At 66.7% G+C, this 16,994-nt stretch carries 15 protein-coding genes; 2 read left to right on the top strand and 13 right to left on the bottom strand.

Features of this window, described 5'->3' with window-relative positions:
* Positions 1–8: 8 nt before the first annotated feature.
* Positions 9–1,139 (bottom strand): efflux RND transporter periplasmic adaptor subunit, encoded by a 1,131-nt coding sequence (locus tag DVT68_RS07895; protein ID WP_199536005.1) that lies wholly within the window; start codon positions 1,137–1,139, stop codon positions 9–11.
* A 298-nt stretch (positions 1,140–1,437) separates the two neighbouring features.
* Positions 1,438–1,902, bottom strand: coding sequence for a MarR family winged helix-turn-helix transcriptional regulator (locus DVT68_RS07900; RefSeq protein WP_114824544.1), 465 nt, complete (start codon positions 1,900–1,902; stop codon positions 1,438–1,440).
* 67 nt (positions 1,903–1,969) lie between these two features.
* Between DVT68_RS07900 and DVT68_RS07905 the strand changes: the two genes are divergently transcribed.
* A complete protein-coding gene (locus tag DVT68_RS07905) occupies positions 1,970–2,494 on the top strand; it encodes an O-acetyl-ADP-ribose deacetylase (RefSeq protein ID WP_114824545.1) in 525 nt (174 codons plus the stop codon).
* Here the strand turns inward: DVT68_RS07905 and DVT68_RS07910 are convergent.
* From DVT68_RS07910 to DVT68_RS07960, 11 genes are all read right to left on the bottom strand, one after another.
* The gene (locus DVT68_RS07910; RefSeq protein WP_114824546.1) at positions 2,478–4,163 is read right to left on the bottom strand and encodes a BatD family protein; all 1,686 of its coding nucleotides are present in this window, start codon (positions 4,161–4,163) and stop codon (positions 2,478–2,480) included. The genes DVT68_RS07905 and DVT68_RS07910 overlap by 17 nt on opposite strands.
* A 2-nt stretch (positions 4,164–4,165) precedes the next feature.
* The gene (locus tag DVT68_RS07915; protein ID WP_114824547.1) at positions 4,166–6,061 is read right to left on the bottom strand and encodes a VWA domain-containing protein; all 1,896 of its coding nucleotides are present in this window, start codon (positions 6,059–6,061) and stop codon (positions 4,166–4,168) included.
* Positions 6,058–7,038, bottom strand: coding sequence for a VWA domain-containing protein (locus DVT68_RS07920; protein ID WP_114824548.1), 981 nt, complete (start codon positions 7,036–7,038; stop codon positions 6,058–6,060). The genes DVT68_RS07915 and DVT68_RS07920 overlap by 4 nt, the downstream gene beginning before the upstream one ends.
* A complete protein-coding gene (locus DVT68_RS07925) occupies positions 7,031–7,573 on the bottom strand; it encodes a DUF4381 domain-containing protein (RefSeq protein WP_114824549.1) in 543 nt (180 codons plus the stop codon). The genes DVT68_RS07920 and DVT68_RS07925 overlap by 8 nt, the downstream gene beginning before the upstream one ends.
* Positions 7,570–8,511, bottom strand: a complete 942-nt coding sequence (locus tag DVT68_RS07930; RefSeq protein WP_114824550.1) for a DUF58 domain-containing protein — start codon at positions 8,509–8,511, stop codon at positions 7,570–7,572. The genes DVT68_RS07925 and DVT68_RS07930 overlap by 4 nt, the downstream gene beginning before the upstream one ends.
* Positions 8,508–9,503 (bottom strand): AAA family ATPase, encoded by a 996-nt coding sequence (locus DVT68_RS07935; RefSeq protein ID WP_114824551.1) that lies wholly within the window; start codon positions 9,501–9,503, stop codon positions 8,508–8,510. The genes DVT68_RS07930 and DVT68_RS07935 overlap by 4 nt, the downstream gene beginning before the upstream one ends.
* Before the next feature lie 152 nt (positions 9,504–9,655).
* On the bottom strand, positions 9,656–11,809 hold the full coding sequence (locus tag DVT68_RS07940; RefSeq protein ID WP_233523397.1) for a type IV pilus secretin PilQ: 2,154 nt from the start codon (positions 11,807–11,809) through the stop codon (positions 9,656–9,658).
* 30 nt (positions 11,810–11,839) lie between these two features.
* Positions 11,840–12,379 carry a pilus assembly protein PilP gene (locus tag DVT68_RS07945; protein WP_114824553.1) on the bottom strand — a complete coding sequence of 180 codons (540 nt, stop codon included), beginning with the start codon at positions 12,377–12,379 and terminating at the stop codon, positions 11,840–11,842.
* Positions 12,376–13,065 carry a type IV pilus inner membrane component PilO gene (locus DVT68_RS07950; protein WP_114824554.1) on the bottom strand — a complete coding sequence of 230 codons (690 nt, stop codon included), beginning with the start codon at positions 13,063–13,065 and terminating at the stop codon, positions 12,376–12,378. Before DVT68_RS07950 ends, DVT68_RS07945 begins: the two co-directional genes overlap by 4 nt.
* Positions 13,062–13,811 (bottom strand): PilN domain-containing protein, encoded by a 750-nt coding sequence (locus DVT68_RS07955; protein WP_114824555.1) that lies wholly within the window; start codon positions 13,809–13,811, stop codon positions 13,062–13,064. Before DVT68_RS07955 ends, DVT68_RS07950 begins: the two co-directional genes overlap by 4 nt.
* On the bottom strand, positions 13,811–14,869 hold the full coding sequence (locus tag DVT68_RS07960) for a pilus assembly protein PilM (RefSeq protein WP_114824556.1): 1,059 nt from the start codon (positions 14,867–14,869) through the stop codon (positions 13,811–13,813). Before DVT68_RS07960 ends, DVT68_RS07955 begins: the two co-directional genes overlap by 1 nt.
* A 249-nt stretch (positions 14,870–15,118) precedes the next feature.
* On the opposite strand from DVT68_RS07960, the gene DVT68_RS07965 reads away from it, so the two are divergent.
* Positions 15,119–16,994 (top strand): penicillin-binding protein 1A (locus DVT68_RS07965; RefSeq protein ID WP_233523398.1); only part of this gene is annotated, 1,876 nt, incomplete at its 3' end.

Here is a 16,994-nt window from a genome sequence, read left to right on the forward strand (position 1 = left end):
GACGCCCCTCAGCCGTTGTCGCTGACGACGTGCACGTGCGCGCCGTCGACGAGCAGCAGCTGGCCATCGGTGACCACGTGCTCGCTGCCGGTCAGGCCCTTCTCGATCACCACCTGCGAACCGCTGCTCGGGCCCGCGGTCACCATGCGCTGCTGCACGGTGCCGTCGGCGTTGGCGACGAACACGAAGCTGCCGAGCGGCGAATTCTGCAGCGCCACCACCGGCACGGTCACCACGTTGGTGAGGCGCGTGGTGGGCAGCAGCACTTCCACGAACTGGCCGGGCGTGAGGCGGGCATCATCGTTGGCGTAGCGCGCCTTGAGCTGGATGGTGCTGGTGGTGGCGTCCACGGCGTTGTTGATGAACTCGAGCTCCGCCTGCATCGGCGTCGCCTTGGCGCCGGGGATACTGGCCGTCACCGGCACGGCGCCACGCGCCATGCTTTCCTTGATGCCGGCCAGGCCGGTTTCGGGGATGGCGAAGGTGATGCGGATCGGACGGATCTGGTTGAGCACCACGATCGAGGTGTCGTTGGCCGTCACCTGCGCGCCGGGATACACCAGCGGGGCGCCGGCGACGCTGTCGAACGGCGCCTGGATCTGCGCGTAGCCCAGCTGGGTGCGCGCCAGTTCGACAGCCGCCTGGTCAGCCTTCACCGAAGCGGAATAGACACCCTGGTTGGCCTTGTAGGTGTCGTAATCCGACTGCGCCACATAGCCCTTGCCCAACAGCGGCTGATAGCGCTTGAGCATGGTCTGGGCGTTGTCGAGCTGAGCCTGGTCCTTGGCTAGGTTGCCCTGCGCCTGGTCCAGCTGCGCCTGCAACAGGCTGGGATCGATGCGCACGATGGTCTGCCCGGCCTTCACCTGCCCACCTGGGGTGAACAGCAGGGCCTGCAGCTGGCCGTTGACGCGCGCCTGCACGTTGACCGTGGAATAGGCCTCGGCGCGACCGATCACCTTCAGGGTGAGGTCGAGGTCGCCACGGTGCGCGCTGGCGACCTTGACCGGCACGCTCGAAGGAGCGACGGCCACCTTGGCCGAGGCGCGCTCGTTGCCGCGAAACAGGGGAACGGCTATGACCGCCGCGATCACCACCGCGCCGAGCAACAAGAGTTTCTTCCGGGACGTACGCTGCATGATTTCTCCGACCATCGACGGCGGGCGGACGTCCAGACGCCCGCCCTGCAGCCACGCGTTCGGCCGCAAAGGCAGGTCACTGGAGCCACCCCGCACCTTGTCTCACCCCGGTGCGTTGCACCGGGCATTGTGAATGCAGAGGGCGCCGTTGCTCCGCACGACCAACAGCACTTGGCAAATGCGTCGCCATGCGGCAGGAAGCAAGCTACATGTCAGCTTGATGACGGCGCAGCGCATGCCGCGTCGGGGTTTCCGGTGAATCGTCGTAGGCCCTGCACGGGCACGGCCGCGGGCCCGCTTAGGGTTCAGCGTCCTCGGCGAGCCCGGCGCCGTCGAGCGCCTGCAGGTTTTCCTTGATCCGGTTGAGCACTTCCAGTGCCTGCTGCATCTCGTCCACGGCGATGCCGCGGGTGGCGTCGCGACGCAGGCCGCGAGCGATCAGCTCCATGTCGGCGATGACACCGCGCGCCTGGTCGGTGACGTACAGACGCCAGGCGCGGCGATCCTTCGGGTCGGGACGACGCTCGACAAAGCCGGCGGCCTGCAGGCGATCGATCACTCGCCCGACGGCGATCGGCTCCATCTCAAGCAATTCGGCCAGCTCGGTCTGCCGCAGCCCTTCGCGGTGGTAGAGCATCTTGGTGGCCCGCCATTGCGCGCGGGTCAACCCGAACTTCACGGCGCGTCTGTCGAAGTGCTTGCGGAACAGCAAGGTCACATCGTTGAGCAAATAGCCAAAGGAAATGTCTTCTGCCTTGGTCATAGATGTGCTGTCAGTTCGCGCCTGGCTATTCTAGCGTCAAGCATACGTCGCACGATTTTACGAATCCATGCCCATCGAGATCATCACCGCCGACATTACCGGGTTGCGCGTGGATGCCATCGTCAACGCCGCCAACAGCAGCCTGCTGGGTGGCGGCGGCGTGGACGGCGCCATCCATCGCGCCGCGGGCCCGGCGCTGCTGCAGGCGTGTCGCGCCCTGCCCCAGGTCCAGCCCGGCGTGCGCTGCCCGACCGGCGAAGCACGCATCACGCCGGGGTTCGCCTTGCCCGCGCGCCATGTCATCCATACCGTCGGCCCGATCTGGCACGGCGGCACGCACGGTGAACCGGCGCTGCTCGCCAGCTGCTACCGCGAAAGCATGGCGCTGGCCCGCGCCCATGACGTCCTCTCCATCGCCTTTCCGGCGATCAGCTGCGGCGTCTACGGTTACCCGCCCGAACTGGCCGGCGGCGTCGCCTTGCACAGCCTGCATGAAGCGCAAGGCCGGGATGACGCCTTGCAGATCCTGCTGTGCTGCTACAGCGACGCGATGGCGGCGATCTGGCGGGAGGCGCTCAGCGCTCGAGGTTGAACGGATACAACGGCGGCAATGGGGAGGCGTTGGCGACGCCATCGGCCGGCCGCCAGGCAAATCCGCCGCGGAAGGCGTCAGCCAGCTGGTCGTTCAACCGTGGAGCCTCGTCCTCGGCGTACAACCTGCGCTGGAGCGCCGCGATGGAGGCGCACTGGGGCTCCGACGCCAGGGCCTCCGCCAGTTCGCCCAGGTTTTGCAGCGCAGGGCGCTCGGCCCTCGCCCAGGCCAGCAAGCTGCGCGATTTCGCCGCCTCATCGCCGCCGCGCGCCGCCGCAAGAAAGGCCGCACGCAAGTGCGATGGCGAGCTTGGCGCCGCCTCGCCCTGCGTGGGTACAACCCTGGCCCGGCGACGACGCCACCACAGAACGACACTGAGCACCCACAGCCCCAGGCTGCCCAGTGCGATCCACCGCCACGGTGTTTCGCTGATCGTGGTTGGCGACGGCGCGGAGGCCGGAACGGTTGCGGGCGCCACCGGCGCAGCCGTGGTGGCCGGCGGAGGATTCGTGGCCCCTGCCGTGGCCGGCAGCACCGTGAATGTCTGTGCAGGGATGCGCGCCACTTCGGGGCGGTCGGTCACCACGTTCCACCAGTGCAGCGTGGTCTCGGGAATCGTCAGCGTTCCGGCTCTGCTCGGCACCACGGCAAACCCCTGTTGGCGACGCCCCTGCAGCCATTGTCCGTCCACGTGCGTGCCGTTGACCGGCTTGTCCGGGTAGACCGTGGCGCCGTCCAGCGCGGGCATGCTGAGGGCGGGCAGCGCTTCATACGGCAGCCCGGTCGCTTGCAGACTCATCACCAGGTTGAGCGGCTGCCCCACGCGAAGTTCGCCGCCGCCCGGGCCACCGTCGAGCTTCAGGGCGATCTCGCGTGCAGGCAGCCAGGCGCCCTGCGCGGTGCCTGCAGGAGCCGGCCGCGCGTCGAGCGAGACCGCGGGCGAGGCGGCCGAGACCGGCGTGGAATGCCCGAAGAATGCATCGGGGTCGGCCATATCCACCATGTCACCCTGGAAGGCGACCGGGGGGATCACGAGGTGTCCCTCGCGCTGCGGGATCAGCGCGTAGCGCCGCTCGATGACATTGTAGCGGCGCCCACCACGCTCGGCCTGGTAGTTGATCTCATTGCCCAGGCGGGGTGCGTCAACGCCGGCCAGTTGCGGGTCCTCCAGCGAGCCGTTGGTCAGATCCGCCGCGAAGTACAGGCGCACGGTGTAAACGCGCTGCTGCCCCACGTAGCCGGCGACCGGGTCGACCTGCGCCTCCAGAAAGACGTCCTTACGGCCATCGGCTGCTGCTGATGGATCGGGCGCCACCACCTCCAGGTTCAGCGGCGCGGTGACGCCACCGGCAAGCGGCAGCGGTGGAATTTGCAGCGTACCTACATGCAGCGGCCGCAACGCCACGCCGATGGTGACCTGGGCCGAACGGGCGCCATTGACGATGCTGATGCTGGAGTTGCTCGAGGTGCCGAGCACGGCGAAGTCCTTTGACAACGCGCTGAGATCCGGCGTCTGCACCATGCCGCCGCCATTGACGCGCAGGTTCAACGTGACGGTCTCGCCCAACGACACCCGGGTGCGGTCCAGCGTGGCCTGCACATCGGCCGCACGGGCAGACAACGGAGACCATGCGACCAGCAGCCATAGCACAGTGAACAGGTGGCGCATCTTCACGGCGAATCATCCTCCGCGGCCACGTTGCCATGGCGCTGCCGGTACTCGAGTTCAAACTTGCGTCGCAACAGGGCGCCCGGATCGTCGGGCACGCGCAACAACGCCTGGCGCACGTCGGCGGGGAGCTTGGACTGTGCGTCGTCCGCTTCCATCCTGCCCAGCTCGTGGGTCGCCGATTGTCGTGTCTGGCCGGACTTGCCCAGCGCCTGATCCATCTGCCTTTGCAGCGCCTGCTGCGCCTGTGCCTCGCGCGCCTGCTGCTCGGCCTGCTCCTGTGCGCTCGGCGGACTGGCGGAGGCATCCGCCGACTTGCCCTGATCGCGCGACGAGTCGCGCCCCTGTTTGTCGTTGCCGCCACCCTGCGCGTTGCCCTGCGTCGACTGCGAAGGCTGACCCTGGCCCTGATCCTGCGCGGCGCCCTTGTCCGCCTGTTGCGCCTGGCCCTGCGCGCCATCCGGCGGGGTGCTCGATTTGCCCTGACCGTTCTTGCTGTTGTCGTTGCGCGCGCCACCGCGTTGCGGCGGCGGCTGTCGCTTCATCCAGTCTTCCACCGCCTTTCGGTTCGCGCGAGCGTCGGTATTGGCGGGATCCTGCTTGAGCGCTCGGTCATAGGCCTGCAGCGCGCCCTGGTAGTCACCCTGGCGCGCCAACGCGTTGCCGAGGTTGTATTGGGTCGCGGATCCCGGCAGATCATGCAGCGCTTTGGCGGCAGCGGGGTAGTCGCCAGCGCGATACGCGGCAGCGCCGCGCCACGCCGGATCGCGGGCGATCTGCTGCGCCTGCTTGGCGTCGCCCTTCTGCAAGGCGGCGGCGGCCTGCTGGTCCGGTCGGCTCCACAGGTCACTCCAAGTGCTGGCGTGCGCCGCATTGGGCAGGCATGGCAGCAGCGCAAGCGGCATCAGCAGGAGCCAGCCGCGACGGAACGACAGCGCCACCAAGGGAAGCAACGGCAACAGCAGCCAAGGGCCGCGGTCCTGCCATTCGTCGCCGTGCAGGTCAGCCGCCACCATGGCCGGACCCTGCGCCTGCAATTGGCCGCGCAGCGCATCGATGTCCGCATGGTCATCGGTCATCGGCGCATAGCGTCCGCCACCCGCCTCGGCGAGCGCCGCCAAGGCCGCATCATTGCGTTGCGCCATCACCAGGTCGCCGTGGGCATCGCGCAGAAAGCCTTCGCCCGCCTGCGGCACCGGCCCGCCCTGCGGGGTGCCCACGCCGAGCACCGATACGCGCACGCCGGCGTCGTACGCCTTGCGCGCGGCCGCCTGGGCCGCCGCATCCGCGTCATCGGTCACCAGCACCAGCGCGCCACCGACCATTTTCGCGTCACCGATCAGCGCCACGCCGCGCTCGATGGCTTGGGCGGCGTTGTCACCGTCAACCGGCATGGTGTCCGGCGCCAGCGCGTCCAGCAGGTCGCGCAGGCTGCCGGCATCGGAAGTCAGCGGCGCCACCACGAACGCTTCGCCGGCGTATGCCACCAGGGCGTTGAGCCCATCATGATTGGCCGCGAACAGGTCGCGCACTTTGTAGCGGGCGCGGTCGAGCCGGCTGGGCGCCACGTCACGCGCGAGCATGTGCTGCGACAGTGATAGCGCCACCACCTGGGCGGCGCGCCTGGCATACAGCGGCTGGGCCACGCGACTCCAGGTGGGACCTGCCATGGCCAGGGCCGCGAGCACCCAGCCGATGGCGAACAGCCATGCCGGTGTGCGTCGCGGCTGCGCCTTGCCACGCAGCAGGTGCGGCAACAACTCGGGGTCGACCAGCTGGCCCAGCGCTTCCCGCGCGCGGTCGCGACGGACGGTGAAGGCAAGCAACAGCGGCAAGGCCAACAGCGCCAGCAGCCATTCGGGTCGCAGGAAATGAAACTGCTGCACCGCCTCGCTCATGCGGCAGCCTCCCGGCGACGCGCACGAGGCGCCAACGCCAACAGCCACGCGATCACGGCAAGCGCGAGCGGCCAGCGAAACAACTCATGGCGTGGCCTGAGCGTCGGCCCCTGTTGCGGCATCGGCTCCAGCGCCTCGATGGCGCGATAGGCGTCGGCCAATTGCGACGAATCGGTCGCGCGGAAATACCGCCCGCCGGTTTGCGTGGCGAGAGAGCGCAACATGCCTTCGTCCAGATCCGCGGACGGGTTGACGGTATGCGTGCCAAACAGGTCCGGAACGCGCATCTCCGTGGCGCCGATGCCAATCGTGTAGATGCGCACGCCGGCCGCCTTGGCCGCATGTGCGGCATCCAGCGGCGCGATGCTGCCGGCGTTGTTCACGCCATCGGTCAACAGCACCACCACCCGCGCTTGCGAAGGCTGGCCCGCCAGGCGCTTGACCGCCACCGCAATGGCGTCACCGATCGCCGTCTCGGTGCCAGCCAGCCCCACCGTCGCTCCCTGCAGCTGCGCACGTACGGCGTCCAGGTCATAGGTGAGCGGCGTCACCAGGAAAGCACGGCTGCCAAACAGAATCAGCCCCATCTCATCGCCGCTGCGGCGCGCGATAAAGTCGCCCGCGATCGCCTCGACGGCGCCGAATCGGCTCACCGGCTGACCGCCAAGTTCCATGTCATCGGTGCGCATGCTCCCCGAGAGATCCACGGCGAGCAGCAGCGCGCGGCCGCTGCGCAGTTGCGACTGTGGTGGCCCCACCCACTGAGGGCGCGCCGCCGCCAGCAACAGGCATAACCAGGCCAACACCAGCAGCCACGACCGCCAACTCCGCTGTGACTGGCGCTCCGCAGCGGCCAGCTGCAGTCCGGGGTGCGGCAAATGCAAGGCGACGCCAGGCGCTGCACGGCGCAACCAACGCCGTAGCAACCATGGCAGCGGCAGCAGGACGGCCACCCACGGCCAGGCGAACTCAGGCATCGCCATGCTCCTGCGCAGGTGTCTGCGTGGGTACCGACGAGCGCGCCCTTCCCGGGCTGATGCGCCAGGCCTGTTTCAGCCATTGTCGTGCGGCTGCGATGGTCGCCTCGGTATCCAGCGGTGCATCAGCGCGGTACATGGCCAGTTCGAGGGCCGCAAGCCGGTCCACGATATCCGGCGCCACCGGCGCCTGCGCCAGCGTGCGCCGCCATGCTTCACCCTGATGCTGTCCCGCGCTCACATCGAAGCGCAAGGCTCCACGCCGGAGCAATTGATGGATGGACGCCGCCAGACGCGAGGTTTGTCCCTGCCATCGTTCGGCGAGGGCATCGAGCTCGGCCAGCAGGGCTTGCTCTTCCCGGTTACGAAGGCGCTTGCGGCGCCACAACCATGCGCAGGCCAGCACCATCACCACGATCAGCGCGGCGAGGATCCACCAGCCCGGCGCCGGCGGCCACCAGGAGGGTGACGGCGGCAAATGGATGTCACGCAGCACCAACCCTGGAGTCGTGGATGTATTGGCTGGCGCGGTCATCGACGCGCTCCCGGGGCCAGCAACGCCAGCAAGGCCAGCAAGGCATCGAGCGGATCGGCCGCCGTGTCGATAGTGCGATGGGGCACGCCCAGGCTCTGGGCGATTGCGTTGAGCCGCTGCTGGCCGGCGCCCAGCCGCTGCTGGAATTCCCGCCGCTGCCGCTCACCGAACAGGGTGACCTCGCGGCGCTCGCCCTTGTGCTCCAGGGGATAGTGCCCCGGCGGCGGCAAGCCCAGCTCCAGCGCATCAGCGACCACCAGCACGCGCACATCAGCCTTGCCGGTCAGATCGAGCAGCCGCCCCTTCGCGGCTTCGTCGCAGCTGAGTCCATCACTGACCACCAGCACACGATTCGTGCCATGCATCAGGCGGCCCGCGCGCTGCAGCGCGTTGGACAGCGATTCGCCGCGCGAGGACTGGCGGCGTGCATCCCAGTCGACCAGGGCGCCGCACACCGCCAAGGCTCCTTTGGGGCCACCCTGGGGGCGCAGCAGGCGATGGCCATCGCCAAATTCCATAAGTCCCACGCGCTCACCGGCGCGCACGACATACCACGCTGCAAGCGCAACCACTCTTGCAGCCTGCACCGCCTTGAAGCGCACGCGCGTGCCGAAACGCATGCTTTCATGGGTGTCCAGCAGGATCAGCAGACGTCCCTCGCGTTCCTCTTCGAACAACTTGGTGTGCAACCGCCCACTGCGCGCGGTGAGTCGCCAGTCGAGCCGGCGAACATCGTCGCCTGGCTGGTAGATGCGCGACTCGGCGTAGTCCATGCCGCGACCGTACAGGCGGCTGCCCTGCTGCCCTGCATGCAGGGCGCGACTTTCCAGCCGGGGCAAGGCCGCCTTGGCGACGCGGCTGCGCAATGCCACCAACTCGTCGAGCCGGACGCGGGTCCTTCCGTCGCCCTCGGAATCAAGGTTGACGAAAGCGTTCACGGCAAGGGCACGAGATCCAGCACGCGGCGAACCACCTGGTCGCTGCGCACGCCCTCGGCTTCGGCCTCATAGCTGAGCAGCACGCGATGGCGCAGCACTTCGTGCGCAATGGCATGGACGTCCTCGGGCAGCACGAAGTCGCGGCCGCTCAACCAGGCGTGCGCACGGGCGCAGCGATCGAGCGCGATGGTGCCGCGCGGACTGGCGCCCCAGGCAATCCACCGCTTGAGCTCCTTGCCGTAGGCGCCCGCGTCGCGGGTCGCCAGCACCAGCTGCGCGATGTACTCCTCTAGCGCGGGCGCCATATGCACGGCGAGCACCGCGTCGCGCGCGCTGAACACGTCCGCCTGGGTGAGCAACGGCCGTGACGACTGCACAGGATGAAGGGTGCGCCGCGCCTGCTCGCGGGCCAGCTTGAGGATCGCCAGTTCCGCCTTGGCATCGGGATAACCGATGGTCACATGCATGACGAAGCGGTCCAGCTGCGCCTCGGGCAACGCAAAGGTGCCCTCCTGCTCGATCGGGTTCTGCGTCGCCATCACCATGAACAGCTCAGGCAGCCGCCAGGTGCTGCGACCGACCGTAATCTGCCGCTCAGCCATCGCCTCCAGCAGGGCCGACTGCACCTTGGCCGGCGCCCGGTTGATTTCATCGGCCAGCACGATGTTGTGGAACAGCGGGCCGCGCTCGAATTCGAAGCCACCGGTCTGCGGCCGGAACACATCGGTGCCCGTGAGGTCCGCCGGCAGCAGGTCCGGCGTGAACTGCACGCGATGGAAGTCCGCCTCGACACACCCTGCGAGCGCCTTCACGACGGTGGTCTTGGCCAATCCCGGCGCCCCTTCGACCAGCAGGTGGCCATCGGCAAGCAGGGCCACGAGAAGGCAATCGATCAGGTGTGGCTGACCGATCACGCTGCGCTGCAGTTCGTCGCGCACCTGCAGGAAAGCCGCTTGCAGGCGTGATGTCGGGTTGGCTTCGGGCATGTCCATCGGGTCGATCGTCTCAAATCGGGTGCGGTACGACAGACCTTAACGCGTCGGGAAAGTTTACTCTCCATGACTTCTGGCCCGGCAAAGTCATCCGGCCGGGCAAGAAAAAGGGCGGCCGAAGCCGCCCTTTGTCATCCGACGAATCCGTCGGTTTATTGCAGGCTATCGCTGAGGATGCGCGGCGTCACGAAGATCAGCAGCTCGGCCTTGTCGCTTTCCCGTTGGGTGTTGCGGAACAGGATGCCCAGACCCGGGATGTCGCCCAGACCCGGCACCTTGCTCGCCGTGTTCTGCTTGGTGATCTCGTAGATGCCACCCAGCACCACCGTCTGGCCGTTATCGACCAGCACCGAGGTGTTGATCTCGCGGGTGTCGATCTGCGGCACCTGGCCACTGCCCGGCACGGTGATGAACTGGGCCAGCGCATCCTTCTTCACGTTGATCATCAGGTACACGCGGTTGTCGGCGGTGATGGTCGGGGTGACCTTCAGCTCCAGCACCGCGTCCTTGAACTGCACGGTGGCGGTACCGCTGCCGGCCGCGCCGGTGGCGCTGTTCTGGTAGGTCACATAGCCGATTTCCTGGCCCTGGCGGATCACTGCTTCCTGCTGGTTGGCGGTGATGACGCGCGGGCTGGAGATCACCTCGCCACGACCTTCGGTCTGCGCAGCAGACAGTTCCAGATCCAGGGCGTAGTTCTTGCCGAGAATGCCCAGGGCAAAGCTGCCCGACGGGTTGGTCGCCGGAAGATTGACGTTGATGCCGCTGGCCGTGCCATCGCCATTGGATGAGCCGCCGGTCGACAGGACCTGCCCACTCGGATTGGTCTTGTTGCCCTGAAGGCCCAGCTTGGCGCCCAGCTCGCGGGTGAAGTTGTCGGTGGCGATTACGATGCGCGACTCGATCAGCACCTGCTGGACCGGGCGGTCGAGCACCGCAATCAGGTCGCGCAGCTCATGGATCTTCTGAGGATTGTCGTTGATCAGCAGGGTGTTGGTACGTTCGTCGAAGGAGACGCTGCCGCGCGAAGACAGGAATCCGTGAGAATGGTTACCGGCACCACCGCCGCTGCCCGAACTTTGCGTACTGCCCGTGGTAAGCAGCTTGGCAATGTCCTTGGCCTTGCCATAGCTGATCGGCACATAGTCGGTCACTAGTTCGGCATTGTCCTCTGCCTTGATGCGGGCCTCGGCGACACTCTCCTCGTACTTGGCGAGTTCTTCTTGCGGCGCGATCCAGATCACGTTGCCGTTGCGGCGCTTGTCCAGACTCTTGGCGCGCAGCACCACGTCCAGCGCCTGATCCCATGGCACATTGACCAGACGCAGGGTGACGCTTCCGCCCACTGTGTCCGAAGCCACCAGGTTGAGGCCGGAAATGTCGGCCAGCAGCTGCAGGGCCGAGCGCACCGGGATGTCCTGGAAATTGAAGGTCACGCGGTTGCCGCTGTAGACCGGCTCCTGCCCCTTGGCCAACTTCGGATCGGTCGCCTTGGGATCCTTCTTCTTGGCGGCGATCTCGACCACGTACTGGTTGCCGCTCTGGTAGGCCGAGGTATCCACCGGGCCCTTCACAGCGATCTCCATGTGGGCGCCGCCGCGCACGCCGGCCTTGGTGTTGATCGACTGCACCGGCGTGGCGAAGTCGAGCACATCCAGGCGCTGGGCGAGGTTGGCCGGCAAGGTCGCGTGATCAATGTCGATCAGCACCTTGTCGCCCTGGTGCTTCATGTCCGCATTGGCGCCAGCGCCGCTGAAATCGATCAGCACACGGCCTTCACCGTTCGGGCCACGGCGGAAGTCAATGTTGGACACCGCCGGACCGTTGGCCATCGAAGGCAGCGCCTTGGACGGATCGATCGTGGCGGCCGTGGTGGTGGTTGCAGCCTCGGTGCCGTTGTTGACGGTCAACACCAGGCTGTTGCCTTCCACGCGGGAGCGGTAGGTGGAATCGCGCAGCAATTCCACCACGACGCGGGTGCGTCCGCCCGCCGAGACGGCGGATACGCCCGTGGTCGAGCCCTTGCCGATATCGATGTGCCGCGGCGCGGCGTTGTCGGTATCGGCGAAGTCGACCGCGATGCGCGGCGGGTTTCCGGTGGTGAAGATCTTCGGTTCCGGCACCGGCCCTTGCGCGAAGTTCAGATGCAGCTCGACGCGGCCACCAGGCAGCAGGTCGTAGCTGATGTCCTTCAGGGTGCTGGTGGCGGCGGCCGCGGCGTTCGACCAGGCGGCGCCCAGCGTCAGCAAGCCGACGACCACAAAGCGGCTAGCCTGGCGCAGGACACGGCCTCGGACAGTTTTCATTTGCTTGGTCATTGCATCAGCCCCTGTTTCTTATTTCTCGCCGAGCGCGATGCTGGCGGGACGTTCCATCCAGCCACCATTTCCGTTGGAAACCAGTTCCACCAGGTCGATGTGGTCCTCGTTGATCGAGGTGACCCGCCCGTAGTTTTGGCCCATGTATTCGTTGCGATGGACGCGGTGGATGACGCCACCTGGATCCTTCACCAGCACTTCCAGCCCACTGCCCGTACCGACCGTGCCGACCATCTTCAGGCTGTCGAGCGCGAACATCTCCAGCGGTTCCTTGGAGCGGTTCTCATCGGGGCGCGGCCCGGCATTGGCGTTGTTCTGCTGCAGCTCCGCCGTGCTGGGGCTGAACGGATCGCGCTTGTCCTGGTCGTTGTACTGAAACGTCTCGAAGGTCTTGATGACAGGCAACGCCGGAATCGGCGCGCCCTTCTTCTGCTTCTCCTGCGCGACCCACTGGTGCAGGTCGTCCTGGCCGCTGCAACCAGCGAGGGTCAGGAGCGCGCAGCACACCAGCAGCGCCTTTGCCGACTTGGCAGGCATGTTGGGAGCCCACTTGCTCATTTCTTGCCCCCCGTCTTCGCGGCCGGCTTGCCGTTGGCCGACTTGGCATTGGCTGCCTTGGCCTCGGCGCTCTCATCGTCTTCCAGATAGCGGTAGGTCTTCACCGTGCCCTGCAGGACCAGCAGCCCGCCGGCCGGCACGCCACTCTTGGCGTCCTTGGTCTTGGGCGTCAGGGACACGTCGTGCATGGTCAGGATCACCACGCGCGGCAACGAAGCCACGCCACTGATGAAGGCGCCAAACTGGTGATAGGTGCCCACCATGCGCAGCTGGATTGGCTTCTCCGCGTAGAAGTCCTTCGGCGACTCCGGGCCGGGCTGGAACAGCTCGGTTTCCAGGCCGGCCGACAGCGCCGTCTGCGAGATGTCGATCAGCAGTTCGGGCATCTCGGTCTTGCTGGGCAGCTGGCGCAGCAGCTGGCGCAGCATGTCCTGCATCTCGTCGAGCTGCTGCTGCAAGGCTTCCAGGTTGACCGACTTGGCCTGCTTCTCGGAGAACTCCTTCTTGAGCTGCTCTTCCTTGCTGGCCGACTGCTCCAGCGTCGTCTGCTGGTCGCTCACATAGAGGTACCAGCCAAGAAACATGACGAGGACGAACACCAGCGCGGTGAAGAACACCTTGATCGACTGCGGCCAGCCGCCGATGTTGTTGCGGTCAAGACTTTGCAGGTCGTTGAGGAACTTCATGGCTTGGCTCCCCCGTTGCCTGCAGGGCTGGTCGGCTGGCCCCCGGTCGATGCGTTGGCGGCTGCGGCGGGCTTGCCCGGTTCGGCAGCAGCGGCCGGCGCCGGGTGAGCGGCTGCCGTGCCTGCCGTGGCCGGCGCAGAGTTCGGAGCAGCGGCCGGCAAAATTGGCGCACGGTCGTCGGAGCCGTCGCTGTTCTCATCCGACTTGGGCCGGCTCAGCGCGACGTCGAGACCGAACGCATACGGCAGGCGGCTGTCGCCATGCGTGTTCTCGGTCTTGCGCAGGTCCGCGTGACCCATCCACGGCGACGCCTCGATGTTGCGCATGTACTCGGCGACGCTCGCGTTGGACTGAGCCACGCCTTCCAGCGTCATGGAGTCGCCGACCTGCTTGAGGCCGCCCAGGCGCGCACTGGCCGGGATGGTTTTCACCAGTTCATCGAACAGGTGGACCATCTGCGAGCGGTTCGCCTGCAACTGCTCAATGATCTGCTTGCGGGCCAGCAGGCGTTCGCGCACCTTTTCCAGGTCCTTGATCTTCGCGATGCGCTCGTCGAGCTGCTTGATCTCGCCTGTCAGGTAGGTATTGCGCTCGTTCTGGGTGTCGACGCGCTGATCCATCCAGAACGCCCACACGAACAACACCAGCACCGCCGCCACAAACGCGGCGGCCAGTTGCATGAAGAACTCGCGCTCGCGCTGTTTGCGGCGATCAACGCGCCACGGGAGTAGGTTGATGTGTGCCATCAGTCGAAGCTCCTGAGCGCGAGGCCGACTGCAATCATCAGCGCGGGGGCATCCTGGGCCAGCGACTGCGCCTGCACGCGCGGCGACAGCGACATGCGCGCCAGCGGGTTGGCCACCACGCACGGCACGCCCAATTGCTGCTCGAGCATCGGGCCGATGCCTTCAATGGAGGCGCAACCGCCGGCCAGCACCACCTGGTCGACCTTGCTGTACTCGCTGCCGGCGAAGAAGAACTGCAGCAGGCGGCTGATCTGCTGGATCAGCGATTCCTTGAACGGTTCCAGCGCCTCGCTCTCGTAAGAGTCCGGCAGGCCGCCCTTGCGCTTGGCGCGACCGGCTTCCTCGTAGGAGAGGCCGTAGCGGCGCATGATTTCGTCGGTGAGTTGCTTGCCGCCGAACACCTGCTCGCGCGAGTAGATGGTGCGCTGGTTGCGCAGCACCGACAGCGTGGTCATGGTGGCGCCGATGTCCACCACCGCCACCAGCGCATCGCGCCCGACGTTGAGCTGGTCGGCGACCATCGCGAAGGCGTTTTCCATCGCGAAGGCCTCGACGTCGACCACCTTGGCGCTGAGGCCACCGAGGTCGAGCGCAGCCACGCGCATGTCCACGTTCTCCGTGCGGGAGGCCGCGAGCAGCACGTTGTTCATTTCCGGGTTGTCACGCACTGGCCCGAGCACCTCGAAGTCGAGGCTCACTTCCTCGATCGGGTACGGGATGTACTGGTTGGCCTCGACCTGGATCTGACCCTCGAGGTCTTCCTCGGACAGTTCACTCGGCATCGGGATGATGCGAGTGATCACGGCCGAGCCGGCCACCGCCGCCGCCGCGTGCTTGAGCTTGGAACCCGACCGCGCCATGGCGCGTCGAATGGCCTCGCCCACCGCGTCGACTTCGACGATGTTCTTTTCGACCACTGCGTTGGGGGGCAGTGGCTCAACCGCGTAGTGTTCCACGCGATAGCGACCGCCGGCCTGGCTGAGCTGCAGCAGCTTGACGGCAGTCGAACTGATGTCGACGCCAACAAGCGGCGGCTTCTTGGGTGTAAAGAGCCCCACGATTTTCCCCCTTGCCCCTGGGCGCCCGCACCTGTGTCGGTGGGATGCGCGTTGGCATTAAAACCAAAAATTAATGTATTGGCAACGGCCTACGAGCTTTTTCTCGACTCTTTCGCGTGACGGTATCCACACTTGGGCCATTACGTTGGGTGGTCCACTTCTTGCTGTGACGCACCCGGTTCATGCCGGGGATACTCCTACATCTATACTCTGTCTTGTTTTGACTTACGTCTCGCAAACACCCTTACCATGCAAATTCTCAAGCGGTTGCTGCGCTGGATCCTGGGCCTGGCATTTACCGGCCTGCTATTGGGGGTCGCGGCGATCGGCGTGGCCTACTGGCTGGTCTCCCCTCGCCTCCCCTCGGTGGCCGTCCTCAAGGACTACCACATGCAGGTGCCGCTGCGGGTGTTGTCCGCCGATGGCAAGCTGATCGCAAGCTTTGGTGAGACGCGCCGGATCCCGGTCGCCATCGGGGCCGTGCCCGATCGCCTCAAGCACGCCGTGCTGTCCGCCGAGGACGCCAGCTTTTACAAGCATCCCGGCGTGGACTGGCACGGCATCGCCCGCGCCGGCTGGCACGTGGTCGTCTCCGGCGGCGACAAGGGCCCAGGCGGCTCCACCATCACCCAGCAGGTGGCGCGCAACTTCTTCCTGAGCCCGGAAAAGCTCTATTCGCGCAAGCTGACCGAGATCTTCATCGCCCTGCGCATGGAGAGTGAGCTGACCAAGGACCAGATCCTGGAGCTCTATCTCAACAAGATGTTCCTCGGCCACCGCTCCTATGGCGTGGCCGCTGCAGCCTCCTACTACTACGGCAAGACCCTGGGTCAGCTCAGCGTGGCCGAATGCGCCACCCTGGCCTCGACCTTCCAGCTGCCCTCGGTGGTCAACCCGCTGAACAACCCCAAGCGCATGCTGGCCCGCCGTAACTGGGTGCTGGGCCAGATGCTGGAGAACCACTACATCAACCATGCCGAGTACGAGCAGGCCGTTGCCGAGCCCAACAATGCCTCGCCACATGAACCGCCGATCGAGGTGGACGCCCCCTACCTGGCCGAGATGGTGCGCCTGCAGGTGCTCGACCGCCTGGGCAATGACGCCCTGACCGAGGGCTATGTGGTCAAGACCACCATCCAGAGCGGCCGCCAGCAGGCCGCCGTGGATGCGGTGCGCTCGGGACTGGTCGAGTATGACCACCGCCACGGCTGGCGCGGCCCGGAAGCCCACCAGGACCTGGCCGCGGATGCGAGCCCGGAGGAACTGGAGCGCGCCTTGGCCGGCTATACCGACATCTCCGGCATGGAGCCGGGCATCGTCACCCAGGTGTCTCCGGGCGAGGCCAATATTTACCTGGCCAATCGCCAGTCGGTGAAGCTGGGTCTGGATGCCATGAGCTGGATCCATCCCAAGAGCGTCGCCAGCCTGCTCAAGCGGGGCGACATCGTGCGCCTGGCTCGCGACGACAAGGACCACTGGCAGCTGACCCAGATCCCGGCCGCCCAGGCCGCTCTGGTCTCGGTCAACCCCGAAGACGGCTCTCTGCAGGCGCTGGTCGGTGGCTTCAACTTCCTACGCAGCAAGTTCAACCGCGCCGTGATGGCTGCCCGCCAGCCGGGCTCGAGCTTCAAGCCGTTCATCTACTCGGCCGCGTTTGAGAGGGGTTTCACCCCCGCCTCCATCGTCAACGACGCCCCGCTGGCCCTGCCCGATCCGTCCCGCCCGGGCGGCCTGTGGACGCCGTCCAACGACGATGACAAGTTCGACGGCCCGATGCGTCTGCGTGAGGCGCTGGTGCAGTCCAAGAACCTGGTGTCGGTGCGACTGCTGGACGCCATCGGCGTGCGCTATGCGCGCGACTACGCGACCCGCTTCGGCTTCAGCCTGGACTCGCTGCCCAACAACCTGTCGATGGCGCTGGGCACCGCCTCGGTCTCGCCGATGAGCATGGCCCGCGGGTACTCGGTGTTCGCCAACGGCGGTTACCTGGTGACACCGTATTTCATCAGCGAGATCGATGACCGCGACGGCAAGCCGGTCTACCTGGCCAACCCGGCCAGGGCCTGCCGCACCTGCGCCGAGCGCCTGCTCGACACCCGCCCGCCCGGCCCGCCGCCAGCCGGCA

Origin of the sequence: Dyella solisilvae, assembly GCF_003351225.1 — a bacterium.
In the GTDB taxonomy this organism is placed as follows: Bacteria; Pseudomonadota; Gammaproteobacteria; order Xanthomonadales; family Rhodanobacteraceae; genus Dyella; species Dyella solisilvae.